Source organism: Pseudomonas sp. C27(2019), from assembly GCF_008807395.1.
Taxonomy (GTDB): domain Bacteria; phylum Pseudomonadota; class Gammaproteobacteria; order Pseudomonadales; family Pseudomonadaceae; genus Denitrificimonas.
On the sequence record NZ_CP043320.1, the window covers coordinates 1,175,421 to 1,197,348 of the forward strand.

At 48.7% G+C, this 21,928-nt stretch carries 17 protein-coding genes and 1 tRNA gene; 10 read left to right on the forward strand and 8 right to left on the reverse strand.

Annotated elements, in window-relative coordinates; all coding sequences use genetic code 11:
• Positions 1–34 precede the first annotated feature (34 nt).
• From FXF61_RS05405 to FXF61_RS05435, 7 genes are all read right to left on the reverse strand, one after another.
• Positions 35–1,936 carry a DUF4105 domain-containing protein gene (locus tag FXF61_RS05405; protein ID WP_151184302.1) on the reverse strand — a complete coding sequence of 634 codons (1,902 nt, stop codon included), beginning with the start codon at positions 1,934–1,936 and terminating at the stop codon, positions 35–37.
• A 67-nt stretch (positions 1,937–2,003) separates the two neighbouring features.
• A complete protein-coding gene (locus FXF61_RS05410) occupies positions 2,004–2,480 on the reverse strand; it encodes a DUF3015 family protein (protein ID WP_151184303.1) in 477 nt (158 codons plus the stop codon).
• 186 nt (positions 2,481–2,666) lie between these two features.
• Complete coding sequence (locus FXF61_RS05415) at positions 2,667–3,023, reverse strand: YajD family HNH nuclease (protein ID WP_151184304.1); 357 nt, start codon at positions 3,021–3,023, stop codon at positions 2,667–2,669.
• Entirely contained in the window at positions 3,020–3,325 is a 306-nt protein-coding gene (locus FXF61_RS05420; RefSeq protein ID WP_151184305.1) for a YdhR family protein, read from the reverse strand. Before FXF61_RS05420 ends, FXF61_RS05415 begins: the two co-directional genes overlap by 4 nt.
• A 71-nt stretch (positions 3,326–3,396) precedes the next feature.
• Positions 3,397–3,882: an SCP2 domain-containing protein gene (locus FXF61_RS05425; RefSeq protein ID WP_151184306.1), complete on the reverse strand. Its 486-nt coding sequence runs from the start codon at positions 3,880–3,882 to the stop codon at positions 3,397–3,399.
• On the reverse strand, positions 3,876–4,766 hold the full coding sequence (locus FXF61_RS05430; RefSeq protein ID WP_151186015.1) for a U32 family peptidase: 891 nt from the start codon (positions 4,764–4,766) through the stop codon (positions 3,876–3,878). Before FXF61_RS05430 ends, FXF61_RS05425 begins: the two co-directional genes overlap by 7 nt.
• An 11-nt stretch (positions 4,767–4,777) precedes the next feature.
• The gene (locus FXF61_RS05435; protein ID WP_151184307.1) at positions 4,778–5,773 is read right to left on the reverse strand and encodes a peptidase U32 family protein; all 996 of its coding nucleotides are present in this window, start codon (positions 5,771–5,773) and stop codon (positions 4,778–4,780) included.
• A 615-nt stretch (positions 5,774–6,388) separates the two neighbouring features.
• On the opposite strand from FXF61_RS05435, the gene FXF61_RS05440 reads away from it, so the two are divergent.
• Both FXF61_RS05440 and FXF61_RS05445 read left to right on the forward strand, forming a co-directional pair.
• Complete coding sequence (locus FXF61_RS05440; protein WP_151184308.1) at positions 6,389–7,861, forward strand: carbon starvation protein A; 1,473 nt, start codon at positions 6,389–6,391, stop codon at positions 7,859–7,861.
• A 75-nt stretch (positions 7,862–7,936) separates the two neighbouring features.
• Positions 7,937–8,013: transfer RNA gene (locus tag FXF61_RS05445), tRNA-Met, on the forward strand.
• 331 nt (positions 8,014–8,344) lie between these two features.
• Here the strand turns inward: FXF61_RS05445 and FXF61_RS05450 are convergent.
• The gene (locus FXF61_RS05450) at positions 8,345–9,337 is read right to left on the reverse strand and encodes a GGDEF domain-containing protein (protein ID WP_151184309.1); all 993 of its coding nucleotides are present in this window, start codon (positions 9,335–9,337) and stop codon (positions 8,345–8,347) included.
• A gap of 355 nt (positions 9,338–9,692) precedes the next feature.
• Between FXF61_RS05450 and FXF61_RS05455 the strand changes: the two genes are divergently transcribed.
• The 8 genes from FXF61_RS05455 (at position 9,693) to FXF61_RS05490 (ending at position 21,686) form a co-directional block, all read left to right on the forward strand.
• Positions 9,693–10,277 carry a DJ-1/PfpI family protein gene (locus FXF61_RS05455; RefSeq protein WP_178087336.1) on the forward strand — a complete coding sequence of 195 codons (585 nt, stop codon included), beginning with the start codon at positions 9,693–9,695 and terminating at the stop codon, positions 10,275–10,277.
• Positions 10,278–10,419: 142 nt separating this feature from the next.
• Positions 10,420–10,920, forward strand: a complete 501-nt coding sequence (tpx, locus tag FXF61_RS05460; protein WP_151184311.1) for a thiol peroxidase — start codon at positions 10,420–10,422, stop codon at positions 10,918–10,920.
• 152 nt (positions 10,921–11,072) lie between these two features.
• Positions 11,073–12,047 carry a transporter substrate-binding domain-containing protein gene (locus FXF61_RS05465; protein WP_151184312.1) on the forward strand — a complete coding sequence of 325 codons (975 nt, stop codon included), beginning with the start codon at positions 11,073–11,075 and terminating at the stop codon, positions 12,045–12,047.
• Positions 12,028–12,666 (forward strand): GGDEF domain-containing protein, encoded by a 639-nt coding sequence (locus FXF61_RS05470; RefSeq protein ID WP_151184313.1) that lies wholly within the window; start codon positions 12,028–12,030, stop codon positions 12,664–12,666. Before FXF61_RS05465 ends, FXF61_RS05470 begins: the two co-directional genes overlap by 20 nt.
• 189 nt (positions 12,667–12,855) lie before the next feature.
• Positions 12,856–14,127, forward strand: coding sequence for an efflux RND transporter periplasmic adaptor subunit (locus FXF61_RS05475; protein WP_151184314.1), 1,272 nt, complete (start codon positions 12,856–12,858; stop codon positions 14,125–14,127).
• Positions 14,124–17,195, forward strand: a complete 3,072-nt coding sequence (locus FXF61_RS05480) for an MdtB/MuxB family multidrug efflux RND transporter permease subunit (protein ID WP_151184315.1) — start codon at positions 14,124–14,126, stop codon at positions 17,193–17,195. The genes FXF61_RS05475 and FXF61_RS05480 overlap by 4 nt, the downstream gene beginning before the upstream one ends.
• Positions 17,192–20,287, forward strand: coding sequence for an efflux RND transporter permease subunit (locus tag FXF61_RS05485; protein WP_151184316.1), 3,096 nt, complete (start codon positions 17,192–17,194; stop codon positions 20,285–20,287). The genes FXF61_RS05480 and FXF61_RS05485 overlap by 4 nt, the downstream gene beginning before the upstream one ends.
• Positions 20,271–21,686 carry an efflux transporter outer membrane subunit gene (locus FXF61_RS05490; protein ID WP_151184317.1) on the forward strand — a complete coding sequence of 472 codons (1,416 nt, stop codon included), beginning with the start codon at positions 20,271–20,273 and terminating at the stop codon, positions 21,684–21,686. The genes FXF61_RS05485 and FXF61_RS05490 overlap by 17 nt, the downstream gene beginning before the upstream one ends.
• The last annotated feature ends 242 nt before the right edge of the window (positions 21,687–21,928 follow it).

Below are 21,928 nucleotides of genomic sequence, written 5' to 3' on the forward strand. Positions count from 1 at the left end.
ACGATGTAGCTTTATAAATTTAGTGATAAGGGCTTTAATAATACCAGTTGAGACCAATTCCCACCTCATGCTGTTCGCTGGTGTGTTGATTGAGTTTGAAATGCTGGCTTTTCGCTTCGAGCTTTAGCTGTGAGTTGGTTGATAATCTCCAGCCTAAATGAGCTTTAATTTCGGTGCGTTTGGTTTTATCCAACCAGCTTAGTCCCTGCCAGTTTGTTTCCAGCTGAGCTTGGATTTGATCGCCTTGCCACAACCAGCCTAAACGAGGCCCGATGCTAAATTGAGCACCTTTACGAAATTGATTATCAGCCATCAGTTGCACGTGTGCCAAGCTGTAAAAACGTCCCGCAGATGTCAGCCAAGCCTTGCCAAAACCTGTATGCAAATAACCATACAACTCTGCATCGGCACCAATAAAGCGATCTAAACCACCGCTTACTGACCAAGCAATAGGGCGTTGAAAATGGGTTTGATGAGTCAGCGAAAGAATATCGACAATTTGAAGTTGCTGAAGCCTTACCGCACCACCATCCCATAACCTCAAACTTAAATTACCCATCTGAATTTGCGAGCCAGGTACAAAACCTTGTGGCGGATCCATGACTTCATGAAAGGCCGCACGGTAATTAAGGTCAATAAAACCTAAGTGATCTGCTCGAGCGCCGCTGCGCGTATCAGACAGCGTACTGCCGCCTTTTACACTTATGCGCTGGCTAAAATGACCTTGGTCATCGCGGTAGCTGGGCATGGGAATCGCATCAAAACCAGCAGAGCTAGAGTACTTGGCACGTGCTGATAAAATATCCAATGTGCGCTTGCGCAAGACAGGATTAGCCTTCCTTTTTTGTACGGCTAAATAACGTGCATAGGCATAAGCGAGCTCTAATGCTTGTATTTTCTCTTGCTCGTTGAGCTTAAGCATTGAGGATTGAATATCATCAGGCTGCTCAACCAATGTGCGTGCCGTCTCTAGTACATGCTTAGCCACGTGCTCACTTTTATATTCCATCGCACTGGCGGCAGAAGGGCGGTAGTCAGTATCCTCTACTAAACCGCGTTTTTGTAATGCCCGTATGGTATCCACAGGTATGGCGGTGAAAGTAAAGTCATCGGTCACATCAATGCGCTCAGAACTGGCATCTAATAAGGCGAGTAATCGGTAAGAGCAGTTTTCATCAAAGAAAAAATAATCAAAAAAAGTATCTTTGGTTTCCCAAATATGACGGACAAATTGGTCGGTTTCGTCTTTGTTGAGATTGAGTTTATACTCCCAAATATCTCGATACTCCATATGTGAGTATTCGTTGGTTTTCGCATAATACGGCAATACCGAAACTACGCCTGGATAACCGCCAGTTAAACCCTTCCAAGAAAATACCAATTCATTATCGTTAGGGTCTGCATCAGCGGCAAAGTTGACGCTATAAGCGAGCAACTTATTGCTTGCAGCGTCTTTTTTATCTAGACGAATAAGCGTATGGCCATACATGGAAGAGGGTGAATTAATGTGAGAGGCGGGAAATATTAGAGTTAAATATTCAGCGCTTAGCTGCTTGCGCCACTGCTCAAGCTCTGAGCAGGGTTGATCAATAAACTTAAGCTCGGGTAATTGTTGTTTTAGCCAATAGTAGCGAGCTGGAAACTGGCACTGTGCCGATTGATTATCCGCTAAGTTAGTCTGTAAAAACTGCTGTAAGTTTGCCTGCAGTTCGGCAATTAATGAGCTTTTACCGTTTTCAGCTAAAAAGAAATTAGAGCTATCGTTTTGGCTAATATAGCGCCCTGTAAAAGGATGCTTGCGATAATGGAGAAGATGCGACCATTGCTTGCTATTGGCAAGGGGTTGGAGTCTATCTGCCGCAGGTATGGAGGTATCTTGGGCAAATGCTGAATAAGAAAAAAACAAAAAGCTAGCAATTAAAGACCTAGCTATCATGCTAATACCCTTTATGTTGGCAATAAAAGAAGCCCGCTTAAGCGGGCTTTAGATGCATAAGGAAAAATTAGCCTAAGTATTTCTGTAGGTCTAAATCTGTAGCCATAGCAGATGTCATTGCTTCAAATGCTGTTGATGAAGTGGCATCAGCGTTAAACATAACGTCAAAATTAGATTGTATGACGCGATTAAATGCTGCTTTGTCTTGAGCTTGAACACCCATAACTTCAGCTAAAGCAGCTAAGGTTTCACCTTGACCAGTCGCCGCATCTGCCGCTAGCTGATCCATATTCTCATCCATAAATACTTGTGCGGATTTCAAAGGGCCATTGGCCGCCTCACACCCTAAAGTACCGGATGTCATGCCAAAAGTTTGATTGCCAGAGGTCGCGTTAGTAGTGGCGGCCATTACATGTTGATACCACTTATCAGCATCAGGGAAAATAACCGTTGAGCCAAGTCCACAGCCTGCTGGACCGCTAGCATTAGCTAAAGCAAAGCTTGATGCGGAAGCTAAAATGACACCTGCAATAATTTTTTTCATGGTAGATTTCCTTTGTTTGCCAAAGTTGTCGTTTTTATTGCTGTAGTCTACTTCTTAGACTGACAATTAAAGATAGTCATCTTCTATGGAGGTGTCTAGCATAAAAAATGTTATTTTCTTATACAACAGCAGTTATATTCGCGACGCAATAACTGCCAGCTTGGTTTGTATCTAAGCTAAAAAAGTCTACTGAGTCTTTTCTTTATTCAATAAATCAGCCAAGCCAGCCAGACCTTTGAAGGTTTGTTGCGGGCCTTTTTGGCCAGCGCTTTCTTCTTTTTGGTAGTGCATATCAACTTGGCGTTGGTGCTCATTATCGTGGCAATACAAACACAGTAATTCCCAGTTTGAGCCATCAGATGGGTTATTGTCGTGGTTGTGGTCACGGTGGTGCACCGTGAGCTCACTCAATCCTTTGCCACTGAATTCACGACTGCAGCGGCCACAAAAATGCGGGTACATTTTTAACGCTTTATGGCGATAACCGCTTTCACGCTCTTGGTAGGACTGTGCCAGTATTTTATCAAGCTTGCTGGTGCTCATTGAATTGGCCCCTTACATATATGGCTTAATGGGTTATTTACCGCAAATGATTTAGTTTGAATGCCGGTCACGCTGCTGGCAGTCAAGCGCGCAGAGTGCATGTCTGAGAACGTGCGCGCAGCTGTAGTATTAGTAAATAAGTCAATGCTATCGGCTTCTTGAGTGACGGGCGGGGCTGTGCAAATTTCCAAGAATAAACGAGGTTTTTGGCTGGTTAATTCAGCAGAGGACTGCACGGCTTGCTGTGTCCGTGTAGCGAGCGGACCAGTAAATGGACAATCAATTTGCAGTCGAGTGTGCATGACTAAGCTCTATTACTATTTAAAATAATAATAGAGCTTAGTTGGGTGATGCTCAAGGTGATTAATTGTAATTAGCTGGCGGCAGGCATGGCTTCTTTGCCCAGTGTTTCAATGGTTTTCCATAGCCAGCTGGGTAAGTCATCAGAGTCGAGGCTGTCGATCATGTTTTTCACCGCTAAACCCAGCTCTGTATCGCCATCAATCTGTAAGCGTCGGCGAAAGAATAGAGTGTCCGGATCTTCTTGACGGCTAGCCAACAACAAAAACTCACGCCAGTTACCACTGATAGTGACCTCGGCTGGTGCGTTATCTTTAATTAGCAAGCGGTTGCTGTGTGGGTCTTTGCTAAGGCACCAAGATAGGTTTAAATCGCTGACTTGCAAGCGCATCCAGCGTGACTCGAGCACATCAAATAAGCCATCTTGCATGGCATGAGCAAACACCTGATTTAAACTGCGCTGCAAGGCTAGGCGCTGTACGAAAAAAGGCAAGTGCGTAGCCAATGGTAAAACGCGATCGCCTGCGGATAATAAAAAAGGTGCTGCGCGACTTAACATAAACCGACCTCCTCAACGCTAACCATGCCTGGGCGGCCATGCCAGTAGCCGTTACAGCCTTGGACGGCTAAAGGAGCTGGTTCGCCACGGCGAACATTATCCCATGCAGCAATGACATCATTCATGCCTTGAGCGCGCGGGCTTAAGCGAGCAATATCAACACCGGCGTTTTGTAATGTTGGGAAGTCAGCCAGTAAGTTATTGACCTCGGCCGACATGGTTTGAATACCGTTGATGGTAAACAGCGCTTGGCCTTCTTGGCTCAATAAAGGAATGCCTTCTTCGTATTTGATACAGCACAGCTCGCAATCATCTTTTGGTCGGTTTTCTGAGCGTGCAGTAAAGCAGCGAGCAGAGTAGGCCAATGGCAAATGCCCGTAAGCAAAAACTTCAACTTCTGGGCGAGTAACGCCCAGATCATCAAGCTGCTGTAAAGCGGAAGAAATAATATTCGCTGAACACTCAACGGGTGGTGACCAGCGCATCATCCCGGCTGCAATAAATTCAGCCAGCGTATGACCATTGTAAATATTTAAAGCAGGGCCACCAACAAAGGGGATCTTTTGTTCACTTAAGAAATGTACCGCTGCCATGTCATTGGCTTCTACCAAAAACTCACCGTTATTGCACATGCGCTTCAGGCTAGAGAGTTCGGAGGCGGCTTCAACCAGGGTTAGGCCTGAGACGACAACCTGCGCTTTGCTTTGTTGTTGCATATCACGTGCTAAGCCCAACCAATCATCCAGTGATAGCGAGCGTCGCTTTGAACACACAGTCTCACCCAAGTAGATAATATCCAGTGGCTGTTCGGCCATTTCGGCATAAAACTGCATTAAGGTGTCGCGTTCCCAAAAAAATAATACTGGGCCTAAAGAAAGCTTCATCATGCTTACCCCTATTGCCATGAGCGGTGGTATGCACCGAGAGTGGTTTGGCTGCCTTCTGATAAATCAGCCAGTGTTTGCCGCCAGCTAGGCTCGACTTGGAAGCGCTCAGGGGCTTTACGGTGGCTATCGAGTGCCGCACGCCAGACGCGGGTGACTTGTTCTGTATAGGCAGGGCTGCGTTGGCGGCCTTCAATTTTAACCGCGCTAACACCAATTTTTGCCAGCTCAGGGATTAAATCCATGGTGTCGAGGCTGGTCGGTTCTTCAAGGGCATGAAAACGCTGCCCATTGACCATAAAACGCCCTTTGCATAGGGTCGGATAACCAGCGGATTCACCTTCACTGTAGCGGTCAATGAGAACTTCGTTGAGACGTGAAGTGAGTTCACCGTCTTCATTGCTCCAACGCACAGCTTTCGCCGGTGAGCAGACACCGCAAAGGTTTGGTGATTCACCGGTTAAATATGATGACAGGTGACAACGCCCTTCAGCCATGATGCATAAACTACCAAAGGCAAACACTTCGATAGGCACTGAAGTCTGGCTGGCAACATGCTTAACCTGAGCCAGCGACAGTACCCGTGGTAATACTGCACGCTTAATATTGTAACGGTCTTGATAAAAAGCCAACGCTGCGGCGTTGGTTGCCGAGCCTTGTACAGATAAGTGTAAATTGAGCTGAGGATGGTGTTTGCTGGCATAGGCTAGCACGCCAGGGTCGGCAGCAATTAAAGCATTAACGCCTAGGTCAGCAGCCTGATCAACAGCGCGTTGCCAGCGATTCCAACCCTCTGGTTGGGCATAGGTATTGACCGCAATATAAACATGTTTGTTATGTTGCTGAGCGAATGCAATGCCGTTTTCCAGCTGCTTGTCATCAAAGTTTAAGCCAGCAAAGTGACGGGCGTTGGTGTCATCGCGAAAACCAACATAAACAGCATCAGCACCTTGGCGAACAGCAGCTTTAAGGGCAGGCAGGCTGCCTGCAGGACAAACCAGTTGCATGTGATCTCCTACGGTTAGGTATGAATCCAATTAAGCTATAGAGCTACAGATCCAATTTAATCCATGCAATTTAAGCAGATTGGTGCGCGGAGGCCTTGACGATGATCAATTTATGGCGGGATGAGCTGATCTTCAAGCAAATTATTTGCAGTTAAAATCAGGCTAACTGCAGCTAACATGCAGTAAATACTAGGATTTGTGCATATTTAAACGACGCTAACAGCGCTTCGTTATTGCTGCTAATCGTTATTGATCCTGGGCGCACGATACCGTGGCTGTTTTTAGCGCATTGTAGGTCTGAAAATAGCCTTGTTTGTTGCCAGCTCGTCAGCGCTGGCTCTGCTATAGATTTAGCCAGTGATAAGGGCTAGAGCGCTGATTTCGCTGCAGGTTGAGCCCGCTCACTTGATCCTTGAATGCACTGATATATCAGCTTTGATAACTGCCGTGGACAGCAGGCAATTGCATGCTAATAAAATATTTATGCTCTGTTTTTGACTGGCTAGTAGCCGATGGTATATACCATGTTTTGTGCTGTACCGTTTAAGGTTGCGCATCAATTGAGTGAATCTCATTTACTTGGTTAAACCCCTAAGATGATCCGGAGTATGCTTCATGCTAATTTTCTTTATTAGTCTTACTGTGCTGATACTCGGCTATAAGTTCTACAGCCCCTTTGTTGAAAAACAAGCAGGCATAGATCCTACAGTCCAAACCCCTCAGCAGCGCTTAAGTGATGGTGTTGACTATGTGGCTGTCCACCCTGTGCGAGCGTTTTTAATTCAGTTTTTGAATATTGCCGGTGTTGGTCCTATTTTTGGTCCTATTTTGGGTGCTTTATATGGCCCAATTGCATTGGTTTGGATCGTTATAGGTAACGTTCTCGGCGGTGCAGTGCATGACTATTTTTCGGGTGTTATGAGCTTAAAAGAAGATGGTAAAAGCTTGCCTGAAATTGCTGGCCACTATTACAACGTGGTTTTCAAAGGCGTAATGTTGCTCTTTACCTGCATGCTGCTGTTTTTTGTGGGTGTGGTTTTTATCATGAGCCCTGCAGGCTTGTTGAGTAACCTGTCTTTTTTTGAAGGCACGTTTTTAGCCGGTAATACCTTTTGGGTGCTGCTCATTCTGGCTTATTACTTTTTTGCAACATTGCTGCCGATTGATAAAATCATCACCAAACTGTACCCGTTTTTTGGTTTGCTCATGATTATCATGACCACATCAATTGCCGTGGCAATTCTATTGGATGCGCCAAACCTGGGTGAAGTGAATAATATTTTCTCATACTTCACCGATGGTCATGATCACAGTTTATTACAGCGTAACCCTGATGGTCTGCCAGTCTGGCCGTTGTTGTTTGTAACGATAACCTGCGGTGCTATCAGTGGTTTCCACTCCACTCAGTCACCTATGATTGCCCGCTGCCTAACCAATGAAAAATATGCACGTCCGGTGTTTTACGGTGCAATGGTGTGTGAAGGTATTGTTGCCTGTGTATGGGCTATGGCGGGTATTGCTGCTTTCCCAGAGGGCTATGTTGGTTTGAAAGCCATGCTTGCGCAGGGTGGCCCTGGCTTAGTGGTTAATCATATTGCGACCACTTACCTTGGTGTGTTTGGTGGGGTTATGGCCATTTTAGCTGTTGCTGTTTTCCCGATCACCTCAGGTGATACTGCATTCCGTTCATTGCGCTTAACAATTATGGATGCGTTTAATATCTCACAAACAGTTGTCAACAGACTTGCTTTGGCTCTGCCTTTGTTGGGTGTCGGCTACCTGATGACGTTCTTGGACTTCTCTCTAATCTGGCGCTATTTCGCATTCTCGAATATGTTGTTGTCGACCAGCGTGTTGTGGCTAGCGACTAAATACCTGTTTGACCGCGGCACTTTCCATTGGATTGTTAGTATTCCTGCGGTGATTGGTACTGCGATTAGTGTTTCGTATATTTCCACTGCCAGCATCGGACTGAACTTCCCGCTGGATTACAGCAAGTGGATCGGTATAGCAGTGGCTATCGCTTGCATGACTGGATTGGTAATCCAGAATCAAAAACGTACCATTAAGGCAGCAGCTGCAGCCTAAAGAACTCGGATTCAACTGTTTTGCTAGCAAGAGCTTGACAAGGTGGCTGAATCCGAGAATAATGCGCGCCAAGTTGGCTACATAGCTCAGTTGGTTAGAGCGCAGCATTCATAATGCTGATGTCCCAGGTTCAAGTCCCGGTGTAGCCACCAAAATTTTTAAAGAGTTAGCGAAAGCTAGCTCTTTTTTTTTGGATGCGTTTTATGCCTGTTCAGCTAGATTAGGTGCAGGCGGCCGTTTGAGTGTCAATAAAACTCTATCTACCGTCAAACACAGGCGGCTGGTAAGTAAGGTAGAGCTGAGCGCTCGCAATAGGGTCAGGCTCTGTGCTTATGCTGTGTCAGCCAGCTGAGCGTATTTAAGACTCGCCGGCGATAGGGGCGCAGTAAGCCAATCACTGTGCTGTTCTTGAAGAGGAGTTTGTGATTCAAACTCTGTACCTAAGACACTACAGAGCGGGTTACTGTTAGCGCATGACTGAGTTTAATGACTATCTAGAATATCGTTGCTGAACACTGCGCGGTCACGGCCGCTGGCTTTAGCTCGATACAGTGCTTCATCAGCGCGTTTCAGCCAAGTATCTACTGTTGTGCCTGGCACCCAAGGTGCAACACCAAATGATACGGTAACCTCCTCGCCACCTGGTGCCTTAAGTTTGCTTTTTATAGCTGATCTAAGGTTGTGGATAAACATGCGCTGCTGTTTATGGTTAACGTCAGGAATCAAAAGTACAAATTCTTCGCCACCAAAACGGTAAAGCCGATCGTATTTACGAATACTAGCCAAGGTGATAGCGACGAACTGCTTCAATACTTTGTCGCCAGCAGCATGGCCGTATTTATCATTAACACTCTTGAAATGATCCATATCGATAATCGCTAACAGTTGCTCAGTATTGTTGCGCTCGGAGTTGGACAAGGCTGCTTGTATATCTGAGGTTAGAGCTCGGCGGTTGAGTGCGCCGGTTAGTGGATCAATGGTATTTAAAGTTTCCAGTAAGCGCAGTTGTTTCTCATTGTGGCGAGCATAGGCAAGAGCGCTCAATGACAAAACAACGCTGGTCATTACATAGGAATCTAGAGAAATTACATCCAAAATATCAGACAGAGCAACTAGAGAAACGCCTGCAGCGAGACAGATACAAAAGGCCACAAGCGGCTTTGTCAGAAAAAAAGTTGTTGCGAAGACAGGGTACACCCACAAAAAACTATTGATACCGTTAGTGACAGCCATCAACACCACGCCAGCATTAACAAATAATGCAATTATTATGCTCGCGCTTTGTGGTTTGCTGGAGCGGTGTGCATACGCCACTAAGGCTATGATGCCCAACGCTAAGGCTGCATTAATGATTGCAGCTAATAGATTGCCCTGCAGGTAACGTATAACGGCAAAGGGCAGGACACCGAGCACAGCTATAATGCCGATGAGCGACAGTATTGACAGCTGGTATTTTACCTGCAAAGGGTTGTTCATAAAGCACTCGTAAAAACTCTGCTATGCAACGCATAAGGGCGCATTATGTATAAAGTGATGGCACATTAATATTATCGAGTCTCTTTTTGCTTGGGGATGTGAAGGCCGCCACACTTTGACTGGTCTAAACGTACACATATTGCATTTTATTCCAAGTTTCGGGTCAGCTACAGTGACTAAGTAGATGCTCATATATTTAGTAAAACCGCTGTAAACCCTTGCCCGCAAGGGCGTGGATATAAGGCAGGGCGCGCAGCGCAGAAGCCACTAGTAAGTGCGAGTAAGTGCACACTGTGTCATTTTTAGGCCACTTGGGTGTAATCTAGCTGCGACAACCTCTACATTTACGGAGCAGATCATGGCAGCTAAAAAAATTCTGATGTTGGTGGGTGATTACGTAGAAGATTACGAAGTCATGGTGCCATTTCAAGCACTACAAATGGTGGGCCATACAGTGCATGCAGTGTGTCCTAATAAAAAAGCTGGCGAGTTTGTGCGCACAGCAATTCATGATTTTGAGGGTGATCAGACGTACAGCGAAAAGCCAGGGCATAACTTTGTTCTAAATTTTGATTTTGCTGATGTCAAAGCAGAAGATTATGATGGCTTAGTTGTGCCGGGCGGTCGTTCGCCAGAGTATTTGCGTTTAAATGCACAGGTGCTGGAATTGGTACAGGCTTTTGATCAAGCAGATAAACCGATTGCTGCTGTGTGCCATGGCCCGCAGTTATTAGCTGCGGCGGGTATTTTGGATGATCGTGAGTGTGCTGCGTATCCAGCCTGTGGGCCTGATGTTGAAATGGCTGGCGGGCACTATGTTGAGCTAGAGGTTACCAGTGCGCACCTTGAAGGTAACTTGGTGACTGCACCCGCTTGGCCTGCACATCCAACTTGGCTGGCTGGATTCCTTATGTTACTGGGTACTAAAATTACGTTATAAACAGTGTAGTGGCTGTGCCGTTGTATGCGGCACAGCTGTGCTCTGTGGCGATTTTATTCTTATTGCCGCATGCCATCGCTTCTAGATGCTGTGGTTGTTTTACTAACAAAAAACTTATCTCGACTATAAAAAGGACATACACATGACGACTGTTACTTTTAAAGGCACACCTGTGCGCGTTGATGGCCATTTCCCGCAAAAAGGTGAGCAGGCGCCAGCGTTCAGCCTCGTTAATAAAACCCTCGATGATGTGAGTTTGTCGAGTTTGGCTGGCTTGCGTAAAGTGCTCAATATTTTCCCAAGCATTGATACGCCAACCTGCGCTACCTCAGTACGTCGTTTCAATGAAAAAGCAGCAGACTTAAAAAATACGCGTGTCTTGTGTATCTCTGCTGATTTGCCCTTTGCTCATGCGCGTTTTTGTGGGGCCGAAGGTTTAGACCGAGTGCTGAGCTTATCGACTATGCGTGATCCTGATTTTTTCCAGTCCTATGGTGTTGATATCGCTGAAGGTCCTTTAGCAGGTTTAGCGGCGCGGGGCGTTATTGTTTTGGATGAGAATGATAAAGTTCTCTACAGCGAACTGGTGCCTGAAATTGCTGACGAGCCAGACTATGATGCTGCTTTGGCGGTATTGAAATAAGTACACAAGATAGGCTTGCTGCGCTGTTAGTTTGATTAATAGCGCAGCGCTCATTGATAACTGGTATTGGGTTGTTGGCATGCACCGCAGTACTATAAAACTGAATAAATAAAAGAGCGTTCTCTCGCTGTAATGTTTTTCAGGGGCGGTGTATGCGCAATATATTTTATAGCTTTGCTGTGTGTGTGCTGCTTGCAATAGGCGCCACATTTTTAGGTATTACTAAAGCTTCGTTGCCTGCAGAGCAAAGAATCACCTTACAGGAAAGCGTCATACTCACGGCTGATGAGCAGGTTCTGATCCGCTCTTTGCCTACGCTCAAGGTGAGTGCATATCGCAGAGCCCCGCCCTTATCTTTATACAACAAGCGTAAAAATCAGTATGAAGGCATCAGTATTGATGTTTTCCGCTTCATTGCTGACCAAATCAATTTGCCCTATGAGTTTATTCAAACTGAACACACATCGTTTAATGAGAATATGCAGCAATTTGAACAGGGCCTGGTTGATGTGCTGATACCTGCGAGCTACTTAGCAGAGCGCGAGCAGATGGGAGTTTTTACTGATGAGTATCATCACGGCTTTTATTCTGCGATTGCGCTTAGAGAGGAGCAAATAAGAATATCCAGCGCAGAACAATTGCAACAGTATCGAGTGGGTGTAGTAACAGCAACGGCAGTGGAGTTTTACTTGCAAAGCTTAATGCCAAAAGAGCAAATTTTTTCATATGATAGCGGTGCTATCTATGAAGCGCTGCGGCGCAAAAAAATAGATATTGCGGTGTTTAATCATGGTGTCTTTGCCTATGACCGAATTCATTTTGAACTGTTTGATATGCAAAATATATATACCTTGTATGAATACCCTCGAGGGTATTCATTTTTGTTCAAACGATCCCCTGAGCATCTAAAACTGGTATCGATTTTTAATCGCTATATTAAAGCAATTGATAGTCGTGCTTCAGTGCTCTTGCATGAAGATGACGAGCGCCTTTTAATTGATAAATATATTAAACAGAAAAACAAACAACATCTGTTATGGATCGTGTTAGTAGCATCGGGCATCTTTTTGTTTGTGTGTGTTAAATGGCTACCGCAGTCGTCAGCGCATGGTTGTTCAACTGGGTGAGAGTCATGCGCGTATTGTGCAGCAGCATCAAGCCTTACAAGAGGCAAATGATAAGTTAGAGCGTTTAAGCCAAACTGATGCGTTGACTGGATTAGCTAATCGACGCTTTTTTGATCAGCAGTTCAGTCTCGAGCACGCGCGCTATATGCGTGGTGCCGGCGCTCTTTCAATTTTGATGGTGGATATCGATTACTTCAAAAGTATCAATGATCACTATGGTCATGCTGTAGGTGATGGCTACTTGCAGAAAATTGCCGCTGTGTTGTTGTCTGAGATGTCGCGGCCGAACGATTTGGCGGCGCGCTATGGCGGCGAAGAGTTTGTTTGTATTTTGCCTGAAACTGATTTGCCTGGTGCGCTAATGGTTGCCGAGCAGATTCGTGAGGCGGTGATGGCTCTGCATTTAGCTAATACTGAAGACCCGCCCCAGCCACTGACTGTAAGTGTGGGTGTGGCTACATTAGAGGGCACGCACAGCAGCGCCGATGTTTTGTTAAAACAAGCGGATGTCCAGCTGTATCGAGCCAAGCAGATGGGGCGCAATCGCGTGTGTGGCGTTGTATTAAGTGAACAGACGGTGCAAGCAACTGATGACCTGCGTGAAAAGTCATTACACTAGGCCGTAGTCAGCCATACAGGTGAGCATGATTGTTAGCGTTGCGCTGTGCTATTTATCGCGTGTGCGGCATACCGCCATACGCTTTTATAGGAAACTATTCAGATCGTAAAGTAAATTGATCGTAAATACACTGCCAAACAGTTCGAAGGCTGCTATCTTTCAAGCTTCCAAGGACTGTGACTAACTGATATGCCTGAATCCTCTATACATCCTCGTAAAAAAAATACACTAACTTTTTTCATTGTTCTTTTATTGCTATGCGCGGCTGGCTTTGCTGCATGGTGGTGGCAGCAAGACAGCTCTGAGCCAGAACAGCAAAGCCCTCGCCGTGGCGGCAGTTTTATGGGGGCGGTGCCGGTTAATGCCCAGCAAGTGCGTATCGATCGTTTTGCTGTGCAGCTCAAAGCGCTGGGCACGGTTACACCTTGGAATGCAGTCAGTGTCACCAGCCAGGTGGCTGGCGAATTGGATAAGGTGCTGTTTAGCGAAGGGCAGTTTGTTGAAAAAGGCACTTTGCTGGCGCAAATTGATCCGCGTAATTATCAAGCAGCATTGCTGCAGGCCGAGGGCGCACTGCAAGAAACCCGCGCACAATTGGCCAGTGCCGAACTGGACCTTAAGCGCTATGAAGGCCTGTATAAAGATGATTCAGTTGCTCGGCAAACCTTAGAACAGCAGCGCGCCATGGTGGCGCAGTACAAAGGCACGTTAAAAATGCGTCAAGCACAGCGTGATGCGGCACGCTTGGATGTTGAGCACACGCGCATTGTTGCACCGATTGCCGGCCGCTTGGGTTTGCGTGCACTGGATGCCGGTAACTATGTATCAGCAGGTTCAACTGAGCTGGTGAGCATTACCCAGGATGATCCTATTGCAGTGTATTTTACGATTCCTGAGCATGAGTTACAGGCAGTACTGCAAGGCTATCGACAAGGGCAGCCGCTGCCAGTGCAAGCTTGGAACCGTGATGAAACTGAGTTGCTGGCTGAGGGCGTGCTTGCGAGCATTGACAACCAAGTGGATGTCAGCACCGGTAGCGTGCGCTTAAAGGCGCGCTTTACTAACCCTGAGCAGATTTTATTTCCTAACCAGTTTGTCAATGTGCGCTTGCAAGTTACGGTGCATGAAAATGCGCTACTGTTGCCTGCTGATGCCGTACAGTTTGGCAGCGAGGGTCGTTTTGTTTGGCAGATCAAAGACGATGATACTGTTGTCATTCAGCCGATTGAGATCAGTACCAGTGATGGTACGCGCAGCATGTTGCGCTCAGGTTTAGAGGTCGGTGATTGGGTGGTGGTTGAAGGCGTAGACCGTTTACGCAGCGGCAGCAAGATTGAGCGGGTTGTGCCAGCGGGCACTGAGCCTGCGGCCACAGGACATGATTCTGCAGACGCTGCCTCCGCTGCTGAGAAACCATCCGCAGACTCAAATAAGAAGCCGTCGCAGAAGCCCGCGCAATGAACATCTCGCGTATCTTTATCCAGCGTCCGGTAGCCACCACGCTGCTGATGCTAGCGATTTTTTTAGCAGGGGCCTTGGCTTATCGCTTATTGCCGGTAGCGGCCTTGCCGCAAGTGGATTATCCGACCATTCGCGTGCTGACGCTGTACCCAGGTGCCAGTCCAGAGGTGATGAACAGCGCGGTCACCGCGCCACTGGAACGCCAGTTCGGGCAGATGTCGGGGCTTGATCAAATGTCGTCTACCAGTTCCGCTGGTGCTTCGGTGATCAGCTTGCGTTTTAGCTTAGACCTCGAACTGGATGTCGCCGAGCAAGAAGTGCAGGCGGCGATTAATGCGGCCACCAACTTACTGCCGCGAGATTTACCCGCGCCGCCGGTGTACAACAAAGTTAATCCAGCAGACAGTCCTGTGCTGACCTTGGCGATTACCTCAGACAGCGTGCCGCTGCCGCAAGTCAGTGACTTGGTGGATACACGCATGGCGCAAAAAATTGCACAAATCAGCGGTGTCGGTTTGGTCAGTGTCGGTGGTGGTCAGCGCCCAGCGGTGCGTATTCGTGCTAATCCACAAGCCCTAGCGGCTGCTGATTTGACCTTAGCTGATGTGCGCAGCATGATTACGCGCTCTAACGTCAATCAGCCCAAGGGCAGCATTGATGGGCCATCGCGCATCACCCAGCTGGATGCCAACGACCAGCTGCGCTCAGCCGAAGACTATGCACAACTGATTATCGCCCATGCTGATGGCCATGTTTTAAAGCTGGCCGATGTTGCCCAGATTGTTGAAGGCGCGGAAAACAATCGCTTAGCGGCCTGGGCTAACCTAAATCAAGCAGTATTACTCAATATCCAGCGTCAACCCGGTGCCAACGTGATCGAGGTGGTGGAAAATATTGAAGCCTTGCTGCCCAGTATTATTGCCACCTTGCCGGCCAGTGTTAGCGTCAGTGTACTGACAGATCGCACACAAACCATTCGTGCCGCGGTCAGTGATGTGCAGTTTGAACTGCTGCTTGCCATCGCCTTGGTGGTATTGGTTACATTTTTATTCTTGAAACGGCTGACAGCTACGTTAATTCCCTCGATTGTGGTGCCATTATCTTTGATTGGCACTTTCGCTGTGATGTATTTGGCCGGCTTCTCGCTGAATAATCTCACCCTAATGGCCTTGACCATTGCCACCGGCTTTGTGGTGGATGACGCCATTGTCATGTTGGAAAACATTGCCCGGCATATTGAGCTGGGTGAAACACCGATGAATGCGGCGCTTAAGGGCGCGAAGCAGATCAGTTTCACCTTAGTGTCGCTGACTTTTTCACTGATTGCGGTACTGATACCCCTGTTGTTTATGGCCGACGTGGTGGGGCGTTTATTTCGTGAGTTTGCAATCACCTTGGCCGTGGCGATTTTAATCTCGCTGGTGATTTCTCTGACCTTAACGCCAATGATGTGTGCGCGTTTATTGCGTGCTGGCAAAGAAGAAAAGAAAGACGATTGGCTCAGTCGCACGATCGACCATTACGGCACCGGTTTGCGCTGGGTGTTGAAGCATCAAGTGCTGACCCTATGGTTTGCTGTGGGCACCTTTGTGCTGACAGCAGTGCTGTGGATGTGGGTGCCAAAAGGCTTTTTCCCTGAGCAAGATACTGGGGTGATTCAGGGTATTTCTGAAGCGCCACAAAGCATTTCCTTCGCCGCGATGAGCGAGCGCCAGCAGCGCTTAAGCGCGGTGCTATTGCAGGACGAGGCGGTGCAGAGTGTGTCCTCACAAATCGGTGTGGATGGCGATAATCCCACGCTCAATAGCGGACGTATGCTGATTAACCTTAAGCCCTTTAGTCAGCGCGATGTTTCGGCGGGCGAGGTGATCGATCGCTTGCGTCCAGAGCTTGATCAGGTGTTGGGCATTCAGTTGTTTATGCAGCCGGTGCAGGACCTCAGCATTGAAGATCGAGTCAGCCGCACGCAATATCAGTTCAGCCTTGAATCCGCTGATGAGCAGGCATTAAATACGTGGGTGCCAAGATTGGTGGATGAATTACGCGCGCTGCCGCAATTGCAGGATGTCGCCAGTGATTTGCAGGCCAGTGGCTTGCAGTATTACCTCAATATTGACCGCGATTTAGCAGGACGCCTGGGGATCAGTATCGCCACCTTGACCGATGCCTTGTATGACGCCTTTGGTCAGCGGCAAATTTCTACAATCTTCACCCAAACCAGCCAGTACCGTGTGGTGTTGGAAAGCAGTAGCAATCCTGACGATGCCATGGCGGCCTTGCACGATGTGCACGTGCGCGGTGCCGATGGGCAAGCGATTCGTTTGGCCAGTTTGGTTAAAGTTGAGGAAAAGTCTGCCGCGCTGTTGCTCAACCATATCGGCCAGTTTCCGGCGGTAACGGTGTCGTTTAACTTAGCGCCGAATGTGTCGCTGGGTGAGGCGGTGGCGTTGATTGAGCAGGCGCAACTGGATTTAGCCATGCCTGAGTCGATTCAAAGCAATTTTCAAGGTGCGGCGGCGGCTTTTCGGGACTCGTTATCCAGTACATTACTGCTGATTCTTGCTGCTGTGGTGACCATGTACTTGGTGCTTGGTGTGCTCTATGAAAGTTATATTCATCCGCTGACGATTTTATCGACCTTGCCATCAGCGGCGATTGGAGCCTTGTTGGCGCTGTTGCTGACCGACAACGATTTAAGCCTGATTGCCATTATCGGTATTATTTTGCTGATTGGTATCGTCAAGAAAAACGCGATTATGATGATCGACTTTGCCTTAGATGCAGAGCGCCATCAGGGCTTAAGTCCAGAAGAAGCGATTTACCAAGCAGCTTTATTGCGTTTCCGTCCGATTCTGATGACCACTTTAGCGGCGCTATTTGCTGCGCTACCGCTGATGTTTGCCAGCGGCTCCGGTGCAGAGTTGCGCCAGCCCTTAGGCTTGGTAATGGTCGGCGGGTTATTGCTCAGCCAAGTGCTAACGCTGTTTACCACACCAGTGATTTACTTGTTCTTTGATCGTTTAAGTGCACGCAGCAAAGCACGCTTTAAGTTGGGCGCAGCGTCGTGAATCTCTCGGCACCCTTTATTCAGCGCCCGGTCGCCACCATGCTGCTCAGTGTGGCGATTATCTTGCTGGGGATTTTGGGGTATCGCCTGTTGCCGGTGGCACCGCTGCCGGATATGGATTTCCCTATGATTACCGTGCAGGCCAATTTGCCGGGTGCCAGTCCGCAGGTGATGGCCGCTACTGTGGCTACACCGCTGGAGCGCTCGCTTGGCAGTATTGCCGGCATCAGCCAGATGAGCAGCTGGAGCAGGCAGGGCAGCACGCGGATTATGATTCAGTTTGACCTAGGCCATGATATTAATGCTGCTGCGCGTGAGGTGCAGGCCGCCATCAACGCGGCACATGAGCTACTGCCCAGCGGTATGCGCAGTATGCCCACCTACCGCAAGATGAACCCCACCCAAGCACCGATTATGGTCTTAGCACTGAGCAGTGAAGTGCTGGATAAAGGGCAAATGTATGATTTGGCGGACAGCATCATTGCGCAAAAACTGTCGCAGGTGCAGGGCGTGGGCGATGTGCAGATTGGTGGCAGCTCTTTGCCGGCTGTGCGTGTTGAGTTGGAGCCACGGCGTCTAGAGCAATACGGCATTGCACTGGATGATGTACGGCAAACCATTGCCGATGCCAACCAGCAAAAGCCTAAAGGTGAAATTGAACAAGGCAGTCGTCACTGGCAGATTCAGGGCAATGATCAGCTGCACCGTGCCGCCGATTATGCGCCGCTGATTATTCGTTATGTCGATGGTGCAGCGCTGCGTTTGCGTGATGTGGCGACAGTCACTGACAGCGTGGAAAACCGCTACAACAGTGGTTTTTTTAACGATGAAGAAGCGGTGCTGTTGGTGATTAACCGTCAAGCCAGCGCCAATATCATTGCCACCATTGAAGCGATTCAAGCTGAACTTCCAGGATTGCAAGCAGTGATGCCTGCCAGCGCCAAACTGGAAGTGGCGATGGACCGCTCATCGGTGATTCGCGCCACCTTGCATGAAGCGCAACGCTCGCTGCTGATTGCTACCGCTTTGGTGATTGGCGTGGTGATGCTGTTTTTAGGGCATTGGCGCGCAGCAGTGATTCCTGCATTGGCGGTACCTGTGTCGCTGATCGGCAGTTTTGCCGCGATGTACATGATGGACTTTTCTCTGAACAACCTGTCGCTGATGGCGCTGATTATCGCCACGGGACTGGTTGTCGATGATGCTATTGTCGTGCTGGAAAATATCGCACGGCATATCAATAACGGTAAAAAACCGCTGCAAGCGGCGATTGATGGCTCGCGTGAAGTGGGCTTTACCTTGCTGTCGATGAACTTGTCGCTGGTGGTGGTGTTTGTTTCGATTTTGTTTATGGGCGGTTTGATTGAACGTTTATTTCGCGAATTCTCGATCACTTTGACCGTGGCGATTCTGATTTCGCTGTTGGTGTCGTTAACCCTGACGCCGATGCTTTCGGCGCGCTGGCTGCGTCCTGCTGTGGCGGCTGAACAGCAAAAACCCAATATCATCCAACGTTTTGGATTGCGCATTGCTGCTGGCTATCAGCGTTCGCTGGCCTGGACGCTGAATTATCAGCGCTGGATGCTGCTCGGTTTACTGCTGACCATTGGCCTGAATGTCTGGCTGTTTATTGCCGTGCCCAAGACTTTTATGCCGCAACAAGATACCGGTCAGTTGATGGGTTTTATTCGTAGCGATGATGGCTTGTCATACCACACCATGCAGCCAAAAATGGAAGTCTACCGTCAGACTCTGCTCAAGGACAAAGACGTGCAGACTGTGGCTGGTTTTATCAGCGGTGGCAGCAATGCCTTTTTAATTGTGCGTTTAAAACCTATCTCGGAGCGTACAGAGTCAGCGCAGGAAATCGTCAATCGGCTACGAAAAAAAATTCCACCCGTGGCCGGATCGCGACTGTTTTTAAGACCTGAGCAAGACCTTAACGTGGGTGGACGTGAAGGCAGCAGTGCTGAAAATGAATACGTGCTGTTGGCCAGTGAGCTGGATGATTTGCGCATTTGGCAGCCTAGGGTACGTGATGCCCTGAAAGCCTTGCCTGAGTTGGTTGATATCGACAGTAAAGAAGGCCGTGGCGCGCAGCAAGTGACCTTGCATGTGGACCGTGCCACTGCTGCACGCTTGGGTGTGGATATGGCGATGGTCACCTCGCTGCTCAATAATGCCTTTAGTCAGCGCCAAGTTTCGACCATCTATGAAAGCCTTAACCAGTACAGCGTGGTGCTAGAAATTGATCCGCGCTTTGTTGGCTCGCCGCAGGTGTTGGAGCAAGTGCAAGTGATTGGCGCAAATGGCGAGCGTATTGCCTTGTCAGCTTTTACCCACTGGCAATCAAGTTTAGAGCAAGACCGTGTACAGCACGACGGCCAGTTTGCGGTTGAGAGTATCGGCTTTTCTTTAGCACCTGGGGTGAGTTTAGAGCAGGCCAGTCAGGCGATTGAAATGGCGATGGCAAAAATTAATCTGCCCAATGAAGTACAAGGGCGCTTAGGTGGTACTGCTGGCATGTTCAGTCAAAGCCAAGGTGCGCAGGGCTTAATGCTGCTGGCGTCGATAGTGCTCGTCTATTTAGTCTTAGGCATTTTGTATGAGAGTTATATTCATCCACTGACCATTCTCTCAACGCTGCCCTCGGCAGGGGTGGGAGCCTTGCTAGCGATTCAGTTGACCGGTGGTGAGTTCAGTCTGATTTCCTTGCTCGGCCTGTTTTTGCTGATTGGAGTGGTAAAGAAGAACGCCATCTTAATGATTGACTTGGCGTTGCAATTGCAGCGTGAGATGAAAATGAGCGCTGAGCAAGCCATTCAAAAAGCCTGTGCGCAACGTTTTCGCCCAATTATGATGACCACCATGGCTGCTATTTTAGGGGCTGTGCCGTTGCTGATCAGCAGCGCTGAAGGCTCTGAAGCACGCCAGCCGTTGGGCTTGGCGATTGTCGGTGGTCTGTTGCTCAGTCAGTTGCTGACCCTGTACAGCACGCCCGCCGTGTATTTATTTTTTGACCGTTTAAGCGCCCGTGTTCGGCGTAAGAAAACGCACAGAACAATGGAAGTAGCCCATGAAACAGATGCTTAAATTCAGTGCCTTGACCATGGCTGGTGTATTACTCAGTGGCTGCATGCTGGGGCCAGACTATATTCGCCCAGAAACGTCCGTGGCGCTTGAGTTTAGGCACACACCGGGCTGGAAAGTGGCGCAACCAGCTGATTTAGGTACTTCTGTGGCATGGTGGTCGTTATACCAAGACGAACCTTTGGCTGACTTGCTCAAGCAACTGGATGCCTCAAACCAAAACTTACGTGCAGCAGAAGCGGCGTGGCGTGAAGCGCGCGCCTTAGTCGGTGGTACGCGCTCTGCTTTGTACCCCAGCGCCACAGCGCAGGCGGGAACAAAACGTATAGGTAGTTACGATAAGAGTAACAATACAACGACTACAGAAAAAAGTAATAATCTCGAGTTGGGCCTCAGCTGGCAGTTGGATATTTGGGGGCAGGTGCGTCGCCAAGTGGAGTCCAGTGAAGCCAGCGCGCAGGCCAGTGCAGCAGAGTGGGCGGGCACACGTCTAAGCCAGCAGTCAGAGTTGGTGCAAAACTATTTACAACTACGGGTGATCGATGAACAGATGCGTTTGCTCGATGCTACTGTGACGGCTTATCAGCGCTCCTTGCAGCTGACTGAGAACCGCTATAGGGCAGGCGTGGTAACCCGTGCCGATGTCAGCCAAGCGCTGACGCAACTGAGAAACACCCAAGCGCAGCGCCTTGATCTGGATTGGCAGCGCGCGCGTTATGAGCATGCAATTGCCTTATTAGTGGGCAGCACGCCCAATGCGTTACAGGTTGCCAGTGTTGATAGCTTGCCGGCATTGCCCGTCTTGCCGATGACTGTTGCCTCGTCGCTGCTTGAGCGTCGTCCCGATATTGCTGCAGCAGAGCGTCGAGTCATGGCGGCTAATGCGGAGATTGGCGTGGCTGAGTCAGCGTATTTCCCCGACTTAACCTTGAGTGCGTCTGGCGGCTACCGTGGCAGCAATTTAGCCGACTGGATCAGTATGCCCAATCGTTTTTGGTCGATTGGCCCACAGTTTGCCATGAGCTTGTTTGATGCAGGCTTGCGCCGCTCGAAAGTGGAGCAGGCCGAGGCGCGTTATGATCAGCAGGTAGCGCGCTACCGTCAAACGACATTACAGGCGATTGGTGAAGTGGAAGATGCTTTGGTACAGCTCAACGTCTTAGACGAGGAAATTGCCGTACAGCGTGAAGCCTTAGTTGCTTCTCAAGACACACTGCGCTTGATTGAAAACCAGTATGAGGCGGGTATGGTGGATTTTTTAGCAGTAACCAGTGCGCAAACTACCGCGTTAAACAGCGAACGTACCTTGCTGAATTTGCTTGGCACACAGCTGACCGCCAGCGTGCAGTTGATCAGCGCATTGGGTGGTGGTTGGCAGCTGGATGAGGGTCAGGTTGATTAAATTTAGAGCCCACACTTAATCACTCTTTTTCTTATCTGGCTATATATCTGGAAAGACTATGAGTTGGCTGTACGGATCATAGGTGCATTGCGCACTGCGCTAAGTCTGTTCTTCCCTTAACGAGCCCATCCGGGGCGCGATGCGGGCGCTACGCCATCCATGGCTTCGCTGGCCACAGACCCAGCACAGCACGCGTTGATCATTTGTATGGTTTGCTGGGTTTGCGTAAGTCTCTTCTTTTT

Coding starts and splice junctions, on each gene's coding strand:
- FXF61_RS05405 (WP_151184302.1), bottom strand. CDS start 1,936: ATGATAGCTAGGTCTTTAATTGCTAGCTTTTTGTTTTTTTCTTATTCA.
- FXF61_RS05410 (WP_151184303.1), bottom strand. CDS start 2,480: ATGAAAAAAATTATTGCAGGTGTCATTTTAGCTTCCGCATCAAGCTTT.
- FXF61_RS05415 (WP_151184304.1), bottom strand. CDS start 3,023: ATGAGCACCAGCAAGCTTGATAAAATACTGGCACAGTCCTACCAAGAG.
- FXF61_RS05420 (WP_151184305.1), bottom strand. CDS start 3,325: ATGCACACTCGACTGCAAATTGATTGTCCATTTACTGGTCCGCTCGCT.
- FXF61_RS05425 (WP_151184306.1), bottom strand. CDS start 3,882: ATGTTAAGTCGCGCAGCACCTTTTTTATTATCCGCAGGCGATCGCGTT.
- FXF61_RS05430 (WP_151186015.1), bottom strand. CDS start 4,766: ATGAAGCTTTCTTTAGGCCCAGTATTATTTTTTTGGGAACGCGACACC.
- FXF61_RS05435 (WP_151184307.1), bottom strand. CDS start 5,773: ATGCAACTGGTTTGTCCTGCAGGCAGCCTGCCTGCCCTTAAAGCTGCT.
- FXF61_RS05440 (WP_151184308.1), top strand. CDS start 6,389: ATGCTAATTTTCTTTATTAGTCTTACTGTGCTGATACTCGGCTATAAG.
- FXF61_RS05450 (WP_151184309.1), bottom strand. CDS start 9,337: ATGAACAACCCTTTGCAGGTAAAATACCAGCTGTCAATACTGTCGCTC.
- tpx (WP_151184311.1), top strand. CDS start 10,420: ATGACGACTGTTACTTTTAAAGGCACACCTGTGCGCGTTGATGGCCAT.
- FXF61_RS05465 (WP_151184312.1), top strand. CDS start 11,073: ATGCGCAATATATTTTATAGCTTTGCTGTGTGTGTGCTGCTTGCAATA.
- FXF61_RS05470 (WP_151184313.1), top strand. CDS start 12,028: ATGGTTGTTCAACTGGGTGAGAGTCATGCGCGTATTGTGCAGCAGCAT.
- FXF61_RS05475 (WP_151184314.1), top strand. CDS start 12,856: ATGCCTGAATCCTCTATACATCCTCGTAAAAAAAATACACTAACTTTT.
- FXF61_RS05480 (WP_151184315.1), top strand. CDS start 14,124: ATGAACATCTCGCGTATCTTTATCCAGCGTCCGGTAGCCACCACGCTG.
- FXF61_RS05490 (WP_151184317.1), top strand. CDS start 20,271: ATGAAACAGATGCTTAAATTCAGTGCCTTGACCATGGCTGGTGTATTA.